Origin of the sequence: Streptomyces sp. NPDC006476 (assembly GCF_040612015.1) — a bacterium.
Lineage (GTDB): Bacteria > Actinomycetota > Actinomycetes > Streptomycetales > Streptomycetaceae > Streptomyces > Streptomyces griseorubiginosus_B.
The window spans coordinates 1-2,262 of the sequence record NZ_JBEXPK010000254.1 but is presented as its reverse complement, the minus strand read 5'-3'; the positions used below and the strand labels follow the sequence as shown (position 1 = coordinate 2,262).

Annotated in this window: 3 protein-coding genes and 1 pseudogene; all 4 read left to right on the top strand. The window is 69.1% G+C overall.

Annotated features, from left to right (window positions below; genetic code table 11):
- A pseudogene (locus ABZZ74_RS53730) lies at positions 1–190 on the top strand (IS1182 family transposase); the annotation flags it as partial.
- Between the two features lie 329 nt (positions 191–519).
- A complete protein-coding gene (locus ABZZ74_RS53725; RefSeq protein WP_356951384.1) occupies positions 520–882 on the top strand; it encodes an IS110 family transposase in 363 nt (120 codons plus the stop codon).
- A complete protein-coding gene (locus tag ABZZ74_RS53720; protein ID WP_356951383.1) occupies positions 879–1,022 on the top strand; it encodes a hypothetical protein in 144 nt (47 codons plus the stop codon). Before ABZZ74_RS53725 ends, ABZZ74_RS53720 begins: the two co-directional genes overlap by 4 nt.
- A 336-nt stretch (positions 1,023–1,358) precedes the next feature.
- Positions 1,359–1,532: a hypothetical protein gene (locus tag ABZZ74_RS53715; RefSeq protein ID WP_356951382.1), complete on the top strand. Its 174-nt coding sequence runs from the start codon at positions 1,359–1,361 to the stop codon at positions 1,530–1,532.
- Positions 1,533–2,262 lie beyond the last annotated feature (730 nt).

Here is a 2,262-nt window from a genome sequence, read left to right as displayed (position 1 = left end):
CAACCAGGCCCTCGACGTCACCGGCATACGCCGGGCCCGCTACCGCGGCCTGCCGAAAGTCCGAATCCAACACGCCTTCTCCGCCACCGCCCTCAGCATCGTCCGCCTCGACGCCTGGTGGACCACCGACCCACTACGCAAACCCCGCACCAGCAGACTCAAACGCCTCAGCCACCGACTCACCAGCTGACAAATTCAGCAACGGAGTCCTCGAAAGGGTCAAAGCGCACCGGTAGCTCCGCCGGACGGGGACGGAGACGACGTGGTGCGTGAGGAGCGGCGGCGTTTACGGCGGCGGCGCAGAGCCTGGCTCCGTGCGGCTGAACTGGGCCGTTCCCGGGGTGGGCTGACCACCAAGACCCACCTGGCGGCCGAGCGCCGGTGCCGGCCGCTGTCGTTCGTGTGGCGGGCGGGTTCGAGGAACACCACGCGTTCAAACTCACCGCCCGCATCACCACCCGCCTCACCGACCTGTCCACAACCCCCGACGCCCCAGACGACGACCAGCCCGGACAGGGCATGCTGATGCCGCTGACCGACGTCGAGCGCCTGGACGAAATCCCCGGCGTCGGACCCGCCACCGCCCAGGTCATCCTCGCCGAGATCGGCACCGACATGAGCGTGTTCCCCACCGCTGACCACCTCGCCTCCTGGGCCCGCCTGTCCCCACGCACCTTCCAGTCCGGCCCGAAGAACACCTCAGGACCGCCGGCAAAGGCAACCCCTGGCTGCGCGGAGCCCTCGGCGAAGCAGCCGTCTCCGCCGCCCGCACCGACACCTTCCTCGGCGCCCGCTACCGCCGCATCGTCAAACGCCGAGGTCACCTCAAGGCCCTGGTCGCCGTCGCCCGCTCCATCCTGGTCATGGGCTGGCACCTCATGAACGACCCCACCGCCCGCTACCGCGACCTCCGCCCCGACTGGCACACCAAGAACCTCGATCCGGCCCGCAAGACCCGCGACCTCGTCAGCCAGCTCAAGGCCCTCGGCCACGACGTCACCCTCACCCCGGCAGGCGCCTGACGACCCACCGCACCGCCCCTCAACCCCGCCGTCACAGCCCCAGGGGCTACACCGCCATACCTGTCGAACCCTCGAGTTTTCCGGTCAGAAGCATTGAATGGGAGATCCGGCAGGGAAAGAGTCGACGCCAGCCGCCACGTCTCGCCTGCCCTGTGACCAGGGCCGCCTACGTCGTGAACTGGCTGGTCAGAGCGGGGTTGCGGAGCTAACCCCCGCGCCGAGCACTCTGAGCCCCGGCCAGAACCACGGCCTCCTGATGTGGGGATGTGCAACGCATCTCCGCCCAACCAACGCACGCCCTATCCGGGCGTGCCCGGTCCCGAGGCGGAACCGTTCGTGTCCACGCTCGCTCTGCTCGTGCTGCTGCTCCTGGTCGTCGTCGTGCTGCTGTTCGCGGCTGGAGTCGCCTACGTCGTGCACTGCCATCCGTCCTGGAGCCAGCCGCTCGGCGCCGCGCTCACCGCAGTGATGGTGATGGCCACCCTGGTTGGCGTGATCCTCGCGCGGTGAGTGGCGCGCCCGTGCGTGGTCGGGGCAGCGGGGAGCCCCGACCATCGCAGGTCGCGGGGCCGGACGCGCTGCGCGCCCCGGCCCACCCGTCGGAGGCCCGTCCACACCCGCTACCGATGTCCCTACCGTTTTCCCTGCCGGTCTTCCTACCGAATCCCTTACCGGCTGCTCTGTGTGACTGCGCACGGTTTTCGCAGCTCACGCCCCTTGTCTTCCCCTGACCATGGTTCCCAACTACCCTCTTTCCTTTCCCCTGTCCGCCTTGCCCGTCTGAAGTAGGTGGGTGGGGGTGGGCAGGGGGCAGATCGGCAGGAGAACGGGGCGAGGGTCGGGTGGGCGTCTGGTTGTGTTGCGCGTCGGCGGGGGCTCCGCGCCAAGGGCGGGCCGGGGCCCCCGCCCCCCGGGGCTTCTTGGGTGGGGCGGCGCTTGTTCGGCCGTCAGGCCGTGGGTCCGAGACCAGGACGACAAGGGACAAGACAGCGACAAGCGGCCAGTGAGAGTCTGCCGGGCATGTGCCGGCGGGCGGGGGGTTGTCGACGGTCATCAGCGTCGCCGGGAGTCCATCAGGTGGACCGCGGCCTTGATCGATCTCAAGGTGATGACGGTGGCCTTGGTCTACCGCTACCTGGCACCAGGCTAGTGTCCTGCGCCAGAGATCCGTCGGCAGAAGCGGGCGAGGGAGTCGAGGATCTCTTCGGCTGTCTTGGTCCAGATGAATGGCTTTGGGTCT